General features: G+C 49.8%; 13 protein-coding genes. 4 read left to right on the forward strand and 9 right to left on the reverse strand.

Going from position 1 to position 16831, the window contains the following annotated elements; translation table 11 throughout:
- Window positions 1-8 precede the first annotated feature (8 nt).
- From CBP12_RS02535 to elyC, 9 genes are all read right to left on the reverse strand, one after another.
- Complete coding sequence (locus tag CBP12_RS02535) at window positions 9-704, reverse strand: electron transport complex subunit E (protein ID WP_086962655.1); 696 nt, start codon at window positions 702-704, stop codon at window positions 9-11.
- Complete coding sequence (gene rsxG, locus CBP12_RS02540) at window positions 701-1333, reverse strand: electron transport complex subunit RsxG (RefSeq protein ID WP_086962658.1); 633 nt, start codon at window positions 1331-1333, stop codon at window positions 701-703. The genes CBP12_RS02535 and rsxG overlap by 4 nt, the downstream gene beginning before the upstream one ends.
- Complete coding sequence (gene rsxD / locus CBP12_RS02545) at window positions 1333-2382, reverse strand: electron transport complex subunit RsxD (protein ID WP_086962660.1); 1050 nt, start codon at window positions 2380-2382, stop codon at window positions 1333-1335. Before rsxD ends, rsxG begins: the two co-directional genes overlap by 1 nt.
- Window positions 2382-4925 carry an electron transport complex subunit RsxC gene (rsxC, locus tag CBP12_RS02550; RefSeq protein ID WP_086962662.1) on the reverse strand — a complete coding sequence of 848 codons (2544 nt, stop codon included), beginning with the start codon at window positions 4923-4925 and terminating at the stop codon, window positions 2382-2384. The genes rsxD and rsxC overlap by 1 nt, the downstream gene beginning before the upstream one ends.
- A gap of 1 nt (window position 4926) precedes the next feature.
- Complete coding sequence (rsxB, locus tag CBP12_RS02555) at window positions 4927-5481, reverse strand: electron transport complex subunit RsxB (protein WP_086962664.1); 555 nt, start codon at window positions 5479-5481, stop codon at window positions 4927-4929.
- The gene (gene rsxA / locus CBP12_RS02560; protein ID WP_086965308.1) at window positions 5481-6062 is read right to left on the reverse strand and encodes an electron transport complex subunit RsxA; all 582 of its coding nucleotides are present in this window, start codon (window positions 6060-6062) and stop codon (window positions 5481-5483) included. The genes rsxB and rsxA overlap by 1 nt, the downstream gene beginning before the upstream one ends.
- A gap of 589 nt (window positions 6063-6651) precedes the next feature.
- Window positions 6652-7614 (reverse strand): 6-phosphofructokinase, encoded by a 963-nt coding sequence (pfkA, locus tag CBP12_RS02565; protein ID WP_086962666.1) that lies wholly within the window; start codon window positions 7612-7614, stop codon window positions 6652-6654.
- A gap of 101 nt (window positions 7615-7715) precedes the next feature.
- Window positions 7716-8480 (reverse strand): triose-phosphate isomerase, encoded by a 765-nt coding sequence (gene tpiA, locus CBP12_RS02570; RefSeq protein WP_232455125.1) that lies wholly within the window; start codon window positions 8478-8480, stop codon window positions 7716-7718.
- Between the two features lie 140 nt (window positions 8481-8620).
- Entirely contained in the window at window positions 8621-9409 is a 789-nt protein-coding gene (gene elyC / locus CBP12_RS02575; protein WP_232455126.1) for an envelope biogenesis factor ElyC, read from the reverse strand.
- A gap of 75 nt (window positions 9410-9484) precedes the next feature.
- On the opposite strand from elyC, the gene CBP12_RS02580 reads away from it, so the two are divergent.
- From CBP12_RS02580 to mukB, 4 genes are read left to right on the forward strand one after another with little or no spacing between them, the layout of a single operon-like run.
- Window positions 9485-10309, forward strand: a complete 825-nt coding sequence (locus tag CBP12_RS02580; RefSeq protein ID WP_086962670.1) for a methyltransferase domain-containing protein — start codon at window positions 9485-9487, stop codon at window positions 10307-10309.
- Between the two features lie 52 nt (window positions 10310-10361).
- The gene (gene mukF / locus CBP12_RS02585) at window positions 10362-11630 is read left to right on the forward strand and encodes a chromosome partition protein MukF (RefSeq protein WP_086962671.1); all 1269 of its coding nucleotides are present in this window, start codon (window positions 10362-10364) and stop codon (window positions 11628-11630) included.
- Window positions 11611-12312 (forward strand): chromosome partition protein MukE, encoded by a 702-nt coding sequence (gene mukE, locus CBP12_RS02590; protein ID WP_086962673.1) that lies wholly within the window; start codon window positions 11611-11613, stop codon window positions 12310-12312. Before mukF ends, mukE begins: the two co-directional genes overlap by 20 nt.
- The gene (mukB, locus tag CBP12_RS02595; protein ID WP_232455182.1) at window positions 12312-16811 is read left to right on the forward strand and encodes a chromosome partition protein MukB; all 4500 of its coding nucleotides are present in this window, start codon (window positions 12312-12314) and stop codon (window positions 16809-16811) included. The genes mukE and mukB overlap by 1 nt, the downstream gene beginning before the upstream one ends.
- The last annotated feature ends 20 nt before the right edge of the window (window positions 16812-16831 follow it).

A 16831-nucleotide genomic window follows, 5' to 3' on the forward strand; every position in this document is an offset into this window, starting at 1 on the left:
CTTCTACTTTATAAAGAGGTAACGCGTGCTCGGGTGACTTCAGTTTTAGCTGGGGGCGCTACTTTAGCAGCTAATTTAGTGTCTAGCCAGTTTTTGCTGGCCACTAATAACCCTAGGCCAATAAAGGCGCCGGGTGGCAAAATGGCCAGTAAAAAGCCATTATCTAAATGCAAAATATCCATACGTAGCACAGTGGCCCACTCGCCTAGTAATAATTCGGCACCATCAAATAGGGTACCTTGGCCTAAAAGCTCGCGAAGGCCACCTAATACTAATAATACACAGGTAAAACCTAGGCCCATCATTAAGCCATCCAGTGCCGCTAAGGGGGCGCTATTTTTAGAGGCAAAAGCCTCGGCTCGGCCAATAATGACGCAATTGGTCACAATAAGCGGAATAAAAATCCCCAGTGATTGATATACGCCGTAAGTATAAGCGTTCATAAGTAACTGTACGCAGGTAACGAGGCTGGCAATAATCATGACATAAATGGGAATACGTATTTCATTCGGCACCCATTTTCGCACCAACGATACGCTGGTATTAGAGCACACTAATACTAATAGCGTCGCCAATCCTAACCCCATGGCGTTGGTCACGGTACTGGTAACGGCCAACACTGGGCACAAGCCTAAAATTTGTACTAGCGCTGGGTTATTGCTCCACAGCCCTTGGCGCATGAGGTCTTTATATTGTTCGTTCATAAACTGTCTCCACAAGCTGGCGCTTGGGTTAAGAGTTCGGGATGTTGTTGCACTAATAACAACACTTTACGCACCGCTTTTACTACCGCTCTGGGAGTAATAGTCGCGCCGGTAAAAGCATCAAACTGACCGCCGTCGTTACGCACCGCCCAGCGGGTATCTTTTTCATCGGTCATGGACTTACCATTAAAGCTTAAAATCCACGGTGAGCGTTTAAGCTCAATTTTATCACCAAGCCCTGGCGTTTCATTATGCGTGAGTACGCGTACGCCATTAAGAGTGCCATCGGTTTTGACACCCACAATTAACTTAATATCGCCGCTATAGCCATCAGGCGCTATGGCTTCAATTGCATAGCCTTGAGCTTCGCCGCCCTTAACTGCGGTAAAAACCGGCAGTGCTTGTTTGCTGCCCAAAAACTGTGGGTTAGTGACCATCACACAGTGGGCGAATAAGGGCTCATCATGGTTGCTTTCTGGCAAGAGCTCATCCAACACCCGCAGTAATTGCGCCTGCTCTTGCTCTATAATGGTGCCTTGCGTTAAGCGGTGCGTGAGAGCGACCACCGCCGTGCACACCAGCGCAAAGATGGCGAGCGTGAGGGCATTTTTACGCATCATCTCTAGCATTAGCGCGCGGCTCCATAGGTAGTGGGTTTAGTCAGCGCATCAATCATGGGCACACAAAGGTTGGCTAACAGCACGGCAAAAGCGATGGCATCGGGATAACCACCAAAAGTGCGAATAAGATAAATTAATAAGCCAATTAAAGCGCCATACACTAAGCGGCCTTTAAATGTAGTGGCGGCAGAGACTGGGTCGGTGGCAATAAAAAATGCCCCCAACATAGTGGCTCCCGATAACAAGTGCAGCGTAGGGCCAGCAGTCCCATCGGGGGCCATTAAAAAGCCCACTAAACTGGCTACAAATAGGCTTAATAAGATAGCTAGCGGAATTGTCCAGCTGATCAGGCGCAGTCTTAGCATAAGCAAGCCACCGGCTAAGTAAGCCAAGTTAACCCACTGCCAACCCATGCCCGCCAGGCCGGCAAAAATCGGATTGGCTAAGATTTCATTGGCGGTATTACCTTGGGTAAAGCCAGTTTTTAGGGTGTCGAGCGGAGTGGCTAAGGTAGTGCCATCGGCCAGCTCTCGTAACTGATGAGGACTAAAGCCATCGAGCGTAAAACCGGTGAAAATAGCGGATACACTATCGGCCATACTTACCGGGTAAGGTTGTAACTCCAGCGGCGGTAACCAGCTCGTCATTTGTACTGGGAAAGACACTAACAGTAAGACATAAGCGACCATAGCAGGGTTAAATAAATTTTGACCTATGCCGCCATAAAGCTGTTTTGCCACAATAATGGCAAAGCCGGTACCAATCACCACCAACCACCAAGGAGCTAGTGGCGGTACTGCAATGCCAATTAATAAAGCACTTAACAGCGCTGAATTATCGGTAAGCGGATGCAAGCTTCGCGCGCGCAGTTTTAACACTAAGGCTTCTGCGCCATAGGCGGTGAGCACAGCTAATAAGATTTGCACTAAGCTGCCTGAGCCAAAAAACCACCACTGCGCAGCGATACCTGGCAATAAGCAATAACACACGCGGCGCATCAGCGTGGGCGTATCTAAAGGAATACGATCGTGTGGGGAGCTGCTAACTGTAAACGCCATTATGACTGCTCTTCTTTATCTGAGGTGGGGCTAGACTGCTGGGCTGCCTTACGGGCTTTAGCGCGTGCCACTGCCGCCTTAATGGCGGCTTGTTTGTTAGCCGCGGCATCTGTGGACTCACTGGTTTGTGTAGGCTCATCGGCTGGCGGGGGTTCAACGTGCTCGGCTGCGGGGGCTTGGGCTAGTTTTTTCGCTTTAGCACGAGCAACGGCAGCTTTAATGGCGGCTTGTTTGTTAGCCGCGGCATCTGTGGACTCACTGTTTTGTGTAGGCTTATCGGCTGGCGTGGGTTCAACGTGCTCGGCTGCGGATGCTTGGGCTAGTTTTTTCGCTTTAGCACGAGCAACGGCCGCTTTAATGGCGGCTTGTTTATCGGTACTTGGCTGCCCACTGTCTGTTGGGGTGAGCGTGGCGGTGACCTCTTTTTCAGGCTTAGTTTGCGCCGGCGAGTTAAGCGCGGCCATGGCGGCTTTTAATTCGGCTTCTTGTTTTGCTTTAGCCCGAGCCACGGCCGCTTTAATGGCCGCTTTTTTATGATCCACTTGTTTTTTGCGCGCTGGCGCTTGATCTAGCGCGGGCTGCGCTGCGTCTTGTTCGCCACTGCTTTGCTTAAGGTGAGCGGCGTCTAAGGGCTCAGCTTGCGCTGCCTTGCGCGCTTTAGCGCGTGCAACGGCGGCTTGAATGGCGGCTTTTTTACTGTCTGAATTATGGCGAGTGCTTGACTCAGAGCCTGGGTTTTCTAACTCAGCCTGCTGAGTGTCGGGCTCGGTTTGGGCTGCTTTACGCGCCTTGGCGCGGGCAATGGCGGCGGCGACGGCCGGATTTTTCCCCGCAGCTTGGGGCGCATCGCTAGCGGCGGCTTCATCGCCAGTCATAGCTGAGCCTTGTGCCGCTTTTAGCGCGCGATTGCGCCTGGCTTCTTCTTTACGCGCGGCGCGCGCGGCGGCCATATCTTCTGGTGGCGTCTCGGCGGCTTGGCGAGCTTTGACTCGGGCGAGGGCGGCGGCCACCGGATCTTCACCGGTTTTAGCGGTTTGTTCTGCCATGCGCGCCTTGCGCTCGGCGGCAGCTTTAGCTTGGCGCGCTTGGCGCTCTTCTTTTTCTAAGTTTAAACGGGCTTGGCGAGCTTCAAAGCGCTCCTTAGCGCGCTCCGCTTGCTCAGCTTCTTGGTGAGCTTGGCGAATATCGGCTTTTGCGACCCGATAATATTGCACCAGTGGAATATTACTGGGGCAGACATAAGCACAGGCGCCGCACTCAATACAGTCAAATAAATTATGGCTTTCCAGCTTTTCATGCTCTTCGCTGCGCGCATACCAGTAGAGCTGCTGGGGTAATAAACTCACCGGGCAAGCATCGGCACATTTACTACAGCGAATGCAGGCCATTTCATCCACAGGCGGTGATAGCTCCACCATTGACGGCGCTAAAATGCAGTTACAGCCTTTAATAATGGGCGCTTGGGCGGTGTGTAGAGTAAAGCCCATCATGGGTCCGCCAATAATAATGCGCTGCTCAGGCTCGGGCTTAAGGCCATAACGTGTTAGCAAATAACGAATAGGCGTACCTATATACACCCAGGCATTACCTGGATGTTCAAAGGTATTACCCGCCATAGTGACCACACGGCGGATCAAGGGCTCATCTTCAATAATGGCTTGTTGTACGGCAAACACGGTGCCGACGTTTAGCATCACGATGCCTAAGTCTGACGACAAACCTTTATGGGGGACTTGTAAGCCGGTCAGTATTTCAATTAATTGTTTTTGTCCGCCAGAGGGGTACTTGGTGGGTACGGCCACAATAAGCAAGTTGTCATCGCTGTTAGCGGCTTTTAGGGCGGCAATGGCTTCAGGCTTATTATCTTCAACGGCGATGATGGTGAGCGTTGGTTTTACAATATGGCGCAAGATATCCACGCCCTGCAAAATTTCTGGCGAGTGCTCGCGCATGAGGCGATCATCGGCACTGATATAGGGCTCACACTCTACGCCGTTAATAATTAAAGTTTCTATGGGCTGCTGGCGCGTCGGTTTATCTTTAGCGTGGCTTGCCACTTGGCTGGCTGCAAGTTTCACATGGGTAGGAAAGCCGGCGCCGCCTAAACCTGTGATGCCCGCTTGATGAATGCGTGCTAGCAAAGCTTGAGGTTCAAGCAAGCTATAGTCGCTAACAGGAAAACGCTCGCGCCAGGTATCTTGGCCATCAGGTTTTAGCACTATGCATAAACCACTTAAACCAGAGGGATGGCATAAGGGGCGGTCTTCAATCGCTACAATCGTGCCCGAAGTCGGTGCGTGAACGGCTACCATCATCGGATTAAGCGACTCACTTAAGGTTTGACCTTTAAGTACCTGTTCGCCAACAGTGACTTGTATTTGCGCGGCTTGGCCTATGTGTTGACGTACTTGTAGTACTAATTCCTCAGGTAGGCCAGCGTCACTAATGGGCGTGAGATTAGCAGGCGCCTTGCGCTGTGGCGGATGGATACCGCCATGAAAGGTGTGCAACTGGCCCGCTTTTAAATTTTCTAACCACGCCATGTTAATCTACCTGCTTGATATCAATGGGTTGGAGCTGCCATTTCCAGTTATCTGTGGTCACACTAATGGGCACCATTTCGATACAATCGGTAGGGCAGGGATCCACACATAAATCGCAGCCTGTGCATTCATCGACAATCACAGTGTGCAGCGCTTTAGTGGCCCCCACTATGGCATCGACCGGACAGGCGGCAATGCATTTTGTGCAGCCAATGCACATGTCTTCATGGATAAAGGCCACCCGCTTTTCCGGAGCTGCGGCTTCGGCGCCCATGGCCTGCGGCTCAACGCCCATTAAGTCGGCAATTTTTCGCATAGTGGCATCGCCACCCGGCACGCATTTATTAATGTCATCGCCATCCGCGACCGCTTGGGCATAGGGCCGACAGCCTGGATATCCGCATTGCCCACATTGAGTTTGTGGTAACAGCTCATCAAGCTGTTCAACGATAGGATCTGACTCCACCTTAAATTTAATAGCGGCAAAGCCTAAAATTAAGCCAAAAATGAGCGCCAATAGCGCCAATACGGCAATGGCGATTAAGATATTACTCATTACAACTTCACCAAGCCGGTAAAGCCCATAAAGGCCAGAGACATTAGGCCGGCGGTGATCATGGCCAGCGCCGCACCTTTAAAGGGCGCGGGCACATCGGCGCCGGCAAGTCGCTCACGCATAGCGGCAAATAACACCAGCACTAAGGAAAAGCCTAAGGCGGCGCCAAAGCCATAAATCAAGCTTTGCATAAAGTTATGCTGCTCATTGATATTGAGCAGGGCCACACCAAGCACCGCACAGTTGGTGGTGATCAGTGGTAAGAAAATACCGAGCAGGCGATAAAGCGTGGGGCTGGTTTTATGCACCACCATTTCAGTGAACTGCACCACCACCGCAATCACTAAAATAAAAGATAAAGTGCGCAGATAAGTGAGCTCAAGGGGCAATAAAATATATTGGTTTACCAGATAAGAGCAGGCGGCTGCGAGCGTAAGCACGAAGGTAGTGGCCATCCCCATTCCGATGGCGGTTTCTAACTTGCCGGACACGCCCATAAAGGGGCATAAGCCTAAAAACTTCACTAATACGAAGTTGTTGACCAGCACGGTGCCGACAAATAGCAACAAGTATTCAGACATGATCACTCGGCGATTTAAAATGACAGCGGTCATTATCGGACTTTATGGCGCATTTCACAATGGCACATCCGTCTTGATAACCGGCTGTAGGGATTAAAAAAGCCAGCAATGACGTAAGTTAAGCTATTGATTAACATAATGTTCACAGTGTTAACAACAGCAGGGCAGCGAGCAGTAGTCACCCTTAGGACTTAAGCCATTGGCTTTGCCAAAAACGACAAAACGCGAGGGATGAGCCTCACGTTTTGTAATTGTTCACTGTTTTAATTTAACTGACAGACTAATTAATAACGGCCAACTAAGTGACAGACGCTAGGCTTAATGATTATTGGGCCTGCGTTTGTTGTTCAGCTTGTGCTTCAGCTTCAGCTGCTGCACGTTCTTCTTCTTGGCGAGTATGTTCGCCGCCGCAACCACCACAACATCCGCTCATCTTTATCTCCTATGACTGACTTAACGCTTGGTCTTGAACTGAAGCCAGTATAGTGAAGCCATTAAATAAAAAATGTGATCTAGCGCAAGTAAGTGGTATTTAAAATGCATATTACGGTTTACCGATTAAAAAGCCGCGCTTTTTTACAAATTTTTTCTAGAACAAGACATTCGAAAGCTGATACAGCTCTTCATTAAAGGGGCGCTTTAAGTGCTTAATACAGTCAATGATATCGTGATGCACAATGGCATTACTTTGTAAGCCCACACAGCGCCCACCATAGCCTTCTAATAATAACTCTACTGCGCGAGCACCCATGCGACTGGCTATAATTCGATCCACGGCCGTAGGGGTACCGCCACGTTGAATATGCCCTAAAATAGTGGCGCGAGTGTCACGCCCAGTCGCGGCTTGAATATCATAGGCCAGACGATTGGCATCGCACATATTTTCACAAATGGCGACGATGGCATGTTTTTTACCCTTAGCCACCCCTTCAAAAATTTGCCCAATAAGCTCGCCTTGATCGTAGGGGACCTCCGGCACTATCACGTATTCGGCACCCCCTGCCACGGCGGCTGACGAAGTCAGATCTCCACAGTGGCGGCCCATAATTTCCACCACCGAAATACGATTATGCGAGCTACAGGTATCACGCAGTCGATCAATGGCCTCTACTGCCACATTCAGTGCCGTATCAAAACCAATGGTAAAATCTGTGCCGGCAATGTCGTTATCTATAGTGCAAGGAATGCCAATACAAGGAAAGCCAAGCTCAGTGAGGCTCATGGCGCCCATATAAGAGCCATCGCCCCCTATTACCACTAGGGCATCAATGCCATGGTGTTTAAGATTTTCCACCGCTGTTTGGCGCACACTTTCTTCTTTAAACTCAGGAAAGCGCGCCGAGCCTAAAAAAGTCCCGCCACGGGTAATGACATCTGATACCGAATAGCGATCAAGGGGGCGTATTTCGTTATTAAATAAGCCTTTATAGCCATTTTGAATACCAAATACTTCCAGTTTATGGTGTAAGCCGGCTCGCACCACGGCGCGGATCGCCGCGTTCATGCCAGGCGCATCGCCACCACTGGTTAATACGCCAATGCGTTTAATCATGGCTGCTCTCTTATTGTAAGAATGAATGAAGACTAATTTATAACTCAAGCTTAGACGACGGCGCTGTTAACACTCAGCGCCTGCGTGAGAGTGGCTAAAAATTAAGCACCCGCTTGAATAATAGCGGCGAATTCGTCTGCATTTAAGGCGGCACCGCCCACTAGTGCACCGTCGATGTCGGGCATAGCAAATAAGCCAGCGGCACTGGCGCCTTTAACGGAGCCGCCATAAAGAATTTGCACCTTGTTCGCAATTTCAGCATCACTGTTAGCTAAAAAAGCGCGAATATCGGCATGCACTTGCTGTGCTATCTCGGGGGTGGCGGTTTTACCGGTGCCAATGGCCCACACTGGCTCATAAGCAATCACCGCTTTATTCAAAGCGGTAATGCCACATTTATCGATGACCGCCTGAAGCTGGCGCTCAACCACGGCTTGGGTTTCTTTAGCTTCAAACTGCTCATTGGTTTCGCCAATGCATAATACTGGCGTTAAGCCCGCTTGTTGAATAACGGCAAATTTTTCGGCTACTAAGGCATCATCTTCTTGATGAAGAGTGCGCCGCTCACTGTGGCCCACTAACACATATTGCACATCAAACTCGCTGTACATGCGGGCCGAGTTTTCGCCGGTATAGGCGCCTTCGGTATTTAAGCTGGCATCTTGTGCGCCCAAAATAATGGCACTGTCAGCTAATAGCGTTTGTGCTTGGCCTAAAAATAACACAGGCGGACAAATGGCAACGGCGACCGTGGGGCATTCGGTGGCAGGCACTTTTAACGCTTTAATCAGCTCAGCTACCATGGTTTTACTACCATTTAGCTTCCAATTACCCATCACTAAGGTTTGGCGTGTGTTCTGTGTCATGTCTTGTTCCCTGTGCATAAAATGGAGGCATTATAGGGGCTGGCCTCAAGCAAGGCCATCCCCATCGGTGTAGGCTCAGTCTTGAGCTGGCGTTAGCGATAATATTTACCTCCGTCTGCTCGTGTTTTGTTTAATGCTTGCTAAGAGCTTGGCACCGGGCGCTCGGCACTGGGTTTAAGTTGTTGCCATAACAGTCCTAAATACTCATGCCAAGCCGTTTCACTTCGGGCTAGATAATGGCTACTGGGCAAATAGGTATACAGGGGCAAGGTGGCGTTACTTTCTTTGGCTAAATGACCAACAGGAGCGGCGATGGGATGCGCACCTTGGGCGTTAAATAAGCTCATGCTGCGCGGCATATGGCTAGCGGAAGTAACTAATAACGCACGGCGATTATTAATTAATGGTGCGATTGCTACCGCTTCTTCAGCGGTATCTTTGGGCTTAGGCAGCGCCATTATGCGCTCAGGCGCTATACCAAATTGCTGGGCCACTGCACTATAAAGCTCGGCACTGCTGCGCCCCTCGCCACCGGCATAGCCGCTCACAATTAAACGCGCCTCTGGAAAAGCGAGCGCTAAGTAAATACCCTCACTAATGCGCGCTAATCCCGCATTCCCTAACTGACTTAATAGCGGCAAGTTAGTGTTCGCTACTTGGGCGGCGCCCAGTACAATAATATCTTGTATGGCTTGGGAGTCTGGCGTCACTAAATAAGGAGGATAAGTGCTCTCAAGAGGGCGAATTAAGGCATTGGCCACCGGGCGGGTAGAGAGTAAACACACACTCATCGCAGCGAGGGTCATGAGTGTGAGGCCCGTGCGCTTAGCTTTAAAAAAGAAAAACACCGCGCCTAATAACGCTACTATTAACAATAAGGGCAGCGGCAATAAGCCCGTTCCCAGCCATTTTTTTGCCAAAAAAACCATTCCTACGCCTGCACTCATTTTTTATGTTTATAGAGTGTGACAGAATAGCGGCCCCTGAGTCGTTAAGAAATAGCCGTGCACACCACTTCCAAACTTAATACTAACTTCGATGGCCGAGCGGCAGTCTTTGCCCGCAATATCTATGGCACCACTAAAGGGCGCATTCGCCTTGCGGTAGTAGAGCGCGATCTTAAGGCGCTGTTGGCGAGCCTTCCAGCCCATAAAAAGTTGCGTATTTTAGACGCCGGCGGTGGCTTTGGCCCGTTATCGCAAGACTTGGCCGCATTAGGTCATGAGGTGGTGTTGTGTGACTTATCCGCAGATATGCTGGAGTTAGCGCACCAGCAGGTGAGTGACAAGGGGTTACTTAAGCAGTTTTCTTTTATTCATGGTCCCATTCAAGATTTAAAAGTAGCTGAGCTTGGTCAGTTTGATATTATTTTATGCCACGCGGTGTTGGAGTGGGTGGAGCAGCAAGCGCAATTACTCGCCTGTTTAGCCGCCTTGCTGGTGGAAAACGGCCATTTATCATTAATGTTTTATAACCGCGACGGCCTTATGTATCACAGCTTAGTTATGGGGCATTTTGATTACGTCTACGCTGATTTAGTCAAAAAGCGACGCCAAAAACTCACTCCTAACTGGCCCTGTCGCCCACAGCAAGTGAATGACTGGCTAGGTGCCCTGGGGCTTGTTATAACTGACTGCAGTGGCGTGCGGGTATTTCACGATTATATGGTGGCCAAGCACATTCGCCTAGAACAAGCCGATGAAGTGATAGCCATGGAATTAGCCCATGCCAAGCAAGCGCCTTTTATGCATTTAGGGCGCTACCTGCATTTAGTGGCAAAAAAGACAGTGCCCGGCTCACCGCTAAAAGAGAAAGAGAGCAACACATGACAGACGTGTCCCGCACCCTGCCAGATTGGATCGGCTGGGTAAAAGAAGAGCAATGTCAGCTGAGCTTGCCCCCGAGCGGTTGGCATTATTGCTTGCCATTGAGATTTTTAGTCAACATAGCGAGCAGCCACAACTATCTGAGACTGACTTACAGCACGCCTTTCGCTTTGTCAGCCAAGGTTTTAACCAAGTCGCGGAAACGCTAATTAGCCGAGCTAATAATGCCATTAATGATCTGGTGAGTCAGCGATTACTCAGTCGTTTTCAAGGGCAAGCGGGAGAGGAAGAAAGTCGCTATCGGCTCACCCGCTTAGGGATGGGCATAGTAGATTTTTTTGTTACCCAGCGTGATGTTAGCCAAATTAAGTTATCACTGCAGCTGGAGCAAATTAGCCTAGATTTAGAAAAAATCGCCACCACCATGGCCAGCCAACCCAGTGCTGAACAATGGCAACAAGAAGTAGCAGGGCGCTTAACTTATTCAGTAGCCGAGCAATTAGCGCGCATCGATGACACCCAGCGCGCCATGGATGAACAGCAAAATGCAGTTAAAGCCAATATCGGTGCGCTATTAAATAAAGATTGGCATGAAGCCATTCATGCCTGTGAGCAGTTATTACGAGAAACCGGTCAGACCTTGCGTGAGTTACAAGACACGCTCGACAAAGCTGGGCATGGCTTGCAACTGAGCTTATTAAAAATTGAAGAACAACTGCATGATGATGCGCGAGGGCAGGCATTAGCGCCGTTATGTCAGCAACTGCAAGCGCGCTTAGACGCCATTATTTTATGGGGCAGTCAATGTATTGAGTTATGGTCGCGCTATGACTTACACGTACACCGCTTTATTCGTACCGCCATCGACATGGATAAAAACCGCGCCTTTAGCCAGCGTTTACGCGAGTCGATTCGCCAATTTTCTCAGCATAATTGGCAATTACGCATTGCCGCCTCTGCCCCTTTACTAGAGCTGCGGGCAGAGACATTAGCCGCCTATGCAGAAGAAGTGACCGGCGAGCTACCCAGTGAGCTTGAATATCACGAATTACTGGATGTGAGCGCTGAATTGTCAGGGCGCATTCGCGAGCATTTGCAATATTTTGCCGATGCCAGTCAACCACTGGACTTGGGCCAGGTGCTAAAAGACTATTTAGCTGATTTTCCTCATTACCAACACTTTGATATTGCCCGGCTGCTGATCGATGAAGCGGTGAAGCTTGGCCACGCCAACGCCGAATATTTAGGCGCCGCCCAGCCAGAGTGGCAAACCATTAACGCCCATGGGGCCAAGGTACAAGCACATGTTATCGACCAATACTGAGTTCGCACTCGCGCCGCGCTTGGCCGAGGCCATCGCTAATCCGTTATTTCCAGCACTAGATAATCAACTGCGTATTGGCCGCCATATTAGTGCCGATGAGCTAGAAGCTCATTCTTTACTACAAGAATATTATCCAGAGCTAGAGGCTTTTTATCAGCGTTATCAAGTTGAGCTAGTGCGTGCGCCTGAGGGATTTTATTATCTGCGCCCGCGCACTAATAGCGACATCAGCACCTCTATTTTATCTGAGCTAGAAATGCTGGTAGGAAAGGTGTTGTGCTATTTGTATTTAAGCCCCGACCGCTTAGTGAATGAGGGCGTTTTTTCCCTACTCGACTTACAAGAAGAAGTGTTGAATCTGGCCAATGAAACGGCCTTATTACGCATGGTAAACCAGCGTGCTGGCGGCAGTGATTTAGATAGGCGCAAACTGCAAGAGCGCCTTAAAAGCGCTATTCGCCGTTTAAAGCGCATTGGCATGGTCACCAGCGTGGGGAGCCAAGATAAGTTTCGTATTACCGAGGCCGTGTTTCGCTTTGCAGCGGATGTGCGAACCGATGAAGATCCGCGGGCGCTACAACTGCGCATGATCCAAAACGGCGAAGCCGTAGAGTCAGAGTCCACTGAATTAGCGTTAACGGATCCACTTGACGGTGAGCAAGCCGAGCAGGAGCGTGAGTGATGAATAATCAAGCCAATATTTTTAGTGCTAATGAGCAGACCGCGCCCCTACGCGCCGAGCAGGCCACGGCTGCACCCGACTTAATGCGCAATAAATTTCATTCGTTGACCATGGTGAACTGGAATGGTTTTTTTGCCCGTACCTTTGAGCTAGATAGCTTAGTCACCACGCTGTCTGGCGGTAATGGCGCCGGTAAGTCCACCACCATGGCCGCCTTTATTGCCGCCTTAATTCCCGACTTAAGCTTATTGCATTTTCGTAATACCACCGAAGCGGGCAGTCAATCGGGCAGCCGAGATAAAGGCTTATATGGCAAATTACAGCGTGGTCACTGCTATTCATTGATCGAGATCAATGGCTCGCAAGGAGAGCGGATTTGGTTTGGCGTCCACCTTGAGCAGGTGGCGAATCGGGATAATAAAGTGAATCTTAGCGCCTTTAGTCTGCGCGCTAACGAGGCTAATTTGGCCAGTTTTAAGCCCACGGAATTATTGTTAGCCAAGTTAGAAGATGGCCGTGGCCAAGTGCGCTCCCTCCATGAATTAAAAGCGGCCGCCATAAGTTGTGACTTACAATTTACTCGCTTTACTACCGTCTCTGATTATCATAATTTCTTATTTGAGGTGGGTGTGACGCCGCGTAAACTCAAAGACCAACGAGACAGAGTAAAGTTTTATCGCTTAATTGAAGCCTCTTTATATGGCGGTATTTCCAGTACCATTAGTCGCAGCCTAAAAGATTATTTATTGCCAGAAAATGCCGGTATTCGCCAAGCATTTAATGACATGGAAGCGGCCATTTTTGAAAATCGGCGCACCTTAGAAGCCATTCGTGAAACTCAGCGCCAGCGTGATGTCTTTCGCCAACTTATTACTGAAACTACTCACTATGTGGCTGCCGATTATGTGCGTAACCAATCACAAAAACAGCACTTATCAGAGCAAGCACTGGCGGCACGCAAGGCGCTCAGCCATGAGCGAAAAATTTTAGCAGAAGAAAGAGCGCGCCTCATTTATTTAGCCGATGAACTCGAGCAATTAGGCGCACGTGAGCGCATGTTAACTCAAGAGCTCGACATGGCCTCTGAGCATCTTTCTCGAGTGTTAAATGGCGTTAAGCTGCATGAAAAAATTGACAGCTATGAAGATGAATTATCAGAGCTCAGTGAAAAGCTGGCGATCCAACAAGAAACCTTAGCTGAGTTGCAAGATGAGCACGACAGTGTGGTGGCAAACAAGCTGAGGTGTGATGAAGAAGTGGATAGCTTAAAAAGTCAGCTTGCCGATTACCAACAAGCGCTAGACACCCAACAAACACGAGCCATTCAATATCGCCAAGCGTGCACCGCTCTTGAAGACGCTAAAATTATCTGTGACTTAGCTGATTTAACGCCTGAGAACGCAGCGCAACAAGAACAAGCCCATGTAGCTGCTGAGCACACCCTAACGCAGCAAGTGTTAGCTCAGCGCCAACAATTATCTTTAGCAAAAGCGGCACGGGCGCACTACGATCATGCCCTTGAATTATTAACCAGCATAGATGCCAGTGCGTCTCGTAGCCAAGCGTTTATGCGCGCTAATCAATTGCTTGAGCAGGGGCGAGAATATCAAGCGTTATTAGCGCGCGAAACCCCTATTCACCAGCTCTATCAGCAAGCAGAGCAACAACTTGAAAAACGCCATAAAGCGCAAGCCCTACAAGCAGAATTGGCGCAATTAGGCTGCCAAGTTGTCAATACTGATGAGCTGGAGAGCCTGCTCGCAGAGTTAGATGAACAGCGCAGTGAGCTGGAAGCGCAATTAGGCGAATGTGGCGATCAGCTGCGCCAATCTCAGGCACAGCGTAGCCAAATTGCACCAGAGGTGGCGCGCCTTCGTGCGCACGCCCCCGTTTGGCATAAGGCGCGGCAGCAACTGACTCGGTTACGTGAATTATCGACACTACCCTTAAGCGATGCCAGTGAAGTGACGGCGGCCATGCAACAAGCACTGCGCGCCGAGCACAGCAGTGAGCAAGCTAAGCAAGCCGCTTTACAAAACAAACAACAACTTGAGTTACAAATTCGCGCGCTGCAAGGTGGCAGTGATGCCGACCCGCGCCTGCTTGCTTTATGCGAACAATTAGGCGGGACTTTATTAGCCGATGTTTACGATGACATTAGCGTTGAAGATGCGCCTTTTTATGAAGCGCTGTATGGACCGGCACGCAGTGGCATAGTAGTGGCAGATCCGCAGGCAGCATTGGCACAATTACAACTGCTTGAGTCTTGTCCGCAAGATGTCTATCTCATTCAGGGCAACCCCGATGCTTTTGATGAAGATGTGCTTCAAGTCACTGAGCTAGATAATGCGATTTGGGTAAAAAATGGTGAGCGCCAACTGCGCTATTCCCGCTTTACTAGCGAGCCCTTATTTGGGCGCGCTGCTCGAGAGGCTAAAATTGCCCAGCTTAATCTTGAACTAGACACGTGTAATGCCCACTACGCCGAGTTTTCCTTTACCCAGCAAAAGCAAAGCCGTTTGTATCATCAGCTCAGTGAGTTTGTTAGCCAAGATATGCAAGCCGCCTTTGGCGATAACCCTGAGTGGGAGCTAGAACAGCTCAGTACTCAGCAACACCAAGTGGATGACAGCATCAACGCTCTTGAAGCTGAGCTTAATCAGTGGCAGGCCAAGCGCGAGCAGCTACGTCATCAATATCAGGTAGCGCAGCGTTTATTACCGCTGGCGGAGTGCTTAACAGATACCGAGTGTGAAGCCCGCTTAGCCACCGCTCGCGCCGAGCTGGACGCCTTGGCTCAAGCGCGAGACTTTATGGCCAAGCATGGCCAATCGTTGGGGCGCTTAGCCGAGCAAGTACAAGTACTGCGCCAAGATCCAGGTGAATTTGAGCAATTACAACACAGTGTGCAAGCAGCAGAAGAAGCGTTGACTACGGCGCGTAATAAAACTTATGCACTGACTCAGTTAGTCGCACGCTTACCCTATTTAGCTTACGCCGATGCTCAGCAGTTACTCGATCAAAGCTTTGCTATGAACGACAGCTTAAAAACCAAGCTGGTGGTAGCCGAGGAGGCGCGGCGCAAGGCGCACCTTCGCCAAGAGCAACTTAGCGCTCGCCTCACCGATGCACTACAAGCGCGCACTGCGCTAGTGAGTAGCTTTGATGCTCGCAACCAAACTCTCAGCGAGTTTAAAGAAGAATTTACCGCACTGGGCATTACGCTCGCGGATGATATGGAAGCAAAGGCATTAGCGAATAAGCGCGAGCGAGAAAATGACTTAGTGCACACCCGTAGTCGTCGCAGCCAAACTGATGCCCAGCGCCAAGTATGTAAACGCGAAATTGAGTCACTCAGCCAGCGGCTAAGTAAAGATGGCCAAGGTTATTTTGCGGCTAGAAAAGCACTGGTTAATCATAAAGCCAACTGGGCACAAGTGGTGCGCTTAGCGCGTGATAATGATGTAGAGCGCTGTCTTGCCAAGCCGGAGCTTGCCTATTTAGAAGCGGATGAGCTGCGTTCTATCTCTGATAAAGCACTGGGGGCGCTGCGCTTAGCGGTTGCTCAAGATGAAGAGCTTAGAGACGCGCTGCGCTTTAGTGAAGGCCAGCATAATACGCTACAAAAAGTACAGTTTTATGTATTGGTGTTTCGCCACTTACAAGCGCGTATTCGCCACGATATTATTCGTGCCGATGATCCAGTAGAAGCGCTAGAAGAGATGGAAGTGGAGCTGGCTCGACTTAGTGATGAGCTGCAACAGCGTGAGGGGCAATTATCTTTATCTTCTCATGAAGTGGCGGCAAAAATTAATACCATTATTCGTCGCGAGCAAAACCGGATCCGCCAACTTAATCAGGGCTTACAAAATATCCGCTTTGGCTTAGTGGCGGGCGTGCGTTTAAATGTCAATATTCGTGATAACTATGGGCGCTTATTAAATGCACTGAGCGATAAAGAAGGGCGCCACCAAGATTTATTTTCCAGTAAAGATCTCAGTTTTTCTGAAGCTATGGGTAAGTTGTTTCAGCGTTTAAACCCGCAGCTAGAACAAGGTGAGCGCAGCCCCCAAGTGCTGGGCCAAGCTTTGCTGGATTATCGTAATTACCTCGACTTAGACATTGAAGTACAACGAGGCAGTGATGGCTGGCTGCGCGCTGAAAGTGGCGCGCTCTCTACGGGTGAAGCCATTGGCACAGGTCAAGCTATCTTGCTGATGGTGCTACAAAGCTGGGAAGAGGAGTCACGCCATTTACGCTCTCGGGATATTTTACCCTGTCGATTATTATTTTTAGATGAAGCAGCCCGCCTTGATACGCGCTCTATTGCCACGCTGTTTGAGCTGTGTGAGCGCCAAGATATGCAGCTATTAATTGCCGCGCCAGAAAATATCAGCCCAGAAAAAGGCACCACTTATAAACTTATTCGCAAGGTTCATGGCAAGGTTGAACAAGTACACGTGGTCGGCTTAAAAGGCTTTGCTAGTGAGCTAGCTTAATACCTCAGCAGTTGGTTAAG

This window comes from Oceanisphaera avium (assembly GCF_002157875.1).
GTDB classification, from domain to species: Bacteria; Pseudomonadota; Gammaproteobacteria; order Enterobacterales; family Aeromonadaceae; genus Oceanimonas; species Oceanimonas avium.

Coding starts and splice junctions, on each gene's coding strand:
- tpiA (WP_232455125.1), bottom strand. CDS start 8,480: ATGACACAGAACACACGCCAAACCTTAGTGATGGGTAATTGGAAGCTA.
- elyC (WP_232455126.1), bottom strand. CDS start 9,409: ATGGTTTTTTTGGCAAAAAAATGGCTGGGAACGGGCTTATTGCCGCTG.
- rsxD (WP_086962660.1), bottom strand. CDS start 2,382: ATGGCGTTTACAGTTAGCAGCTCCCCACACGATCGTATTCCTTTAGAT.
- rsxB (WP_086962664.1), bottom strand. CDS start 5,481: ATGAGTAATATCTTAATCGCCATTGCCGTATTGGCGCTATTGGCGCTC.
- rsxC (WP_086962662.1), bottom strand. CDS start 4,925: ATGGCGTGGTTAGAAAATTTAAAAGCGGGCCAGTTGCACACCTTTCAT.
- CBP12_RS02535 (WP_086962655.1), bottom strand. CDS start 704: ATGAACGAACAATATAAAGACCTCATGCGCCAAGGGCTGTGGAGCAAT.
- pfkA (WP_086962666.1), bottom strand. CDS start 7,614: ATGATTAAACGCATTGGCGTATTAACCAGTGGTGGCGATGCGCCTGGC.
- rsxA (WP_086965308.1), bottom strand. CDS start 6,062: ATGTCTGAATACTTGTTGCTATTTGTCGGCACCGTGCTGGTCAACAAC.
- mukF (WP_086962671.1), top strand. CDS start 10,362: ATGTCAGCTGAGCTTGCCCCCGAGCGGTTGGCATTATTGCTTGCCATT.
- mukE (WP_086962673.1), top strand. CDS start 11,611: ATGTTATCGACCAATACTGAGTTCGCACTCGCGCCGCGCTTGGCCGAG.
- rsxG (WP_086962658.1), bottom strand. CDS start 1,333: ATGCTAGAGATGATGCGTAAAAATGCCCTCACGCTCGCCATCTTTGCG.
- mukB (WP_232455182.1), top strand. CDS start 12,312: ATGAATAATCAAGCCAATATTTTTAGTGCTAATGAGCAGACCGCGCCC.